We start from the raw sequence: 239 nt of genomic DNA on the forward strand, positions 1-239 counted from the left end.
AGACAAGCCAGTACCTTCATCAGTCGCACCGTGAATTTGCTCGACAGGCGGTGTGATCCAGATGACGTTGACGCCTAAGTTTTTAAAATAGCCTTGCTTGATTTTTTCTGTAATGCCTGCCAGATCACCACCTGCAAATCCGCGTAACTTTGCTGCATCATTTTTGCGTCCATAGGCAAGATCATTAGTCGGGTTCGCGTTATAAAACCGATCCGTTAGCAAGAAATATATAGTAGCGT

General features: G+C 44.8%; 1 protein-coding gene. It reads right to left on the bottom strand.

Annotation, left to right across the window (positions count from 1 at the left end; translation table 11 throughout):
• The coding region (locus QN347_RS20850; RefSeq protein ID WP_323494553.1) for an alpha-amylase family glycosyl hydrolase at nucleotides 1–222 on the bottom strand (222 nt) is incomplete at its 3' end.
• Nucleotides 223–239: the final 17 nt, after the last annotated feature.

Source organism: Sphingomonas sp. 10B4 (assembly GCF_035019905.1).
Taxonomy (GTDB): domain Bacteria; phylum Pseudomonadota; class Alphaproteobacteria; order Sphingomonadales; family Sphingomonadaceae; genus Sphingomonas; species Sphingomonas glacialis.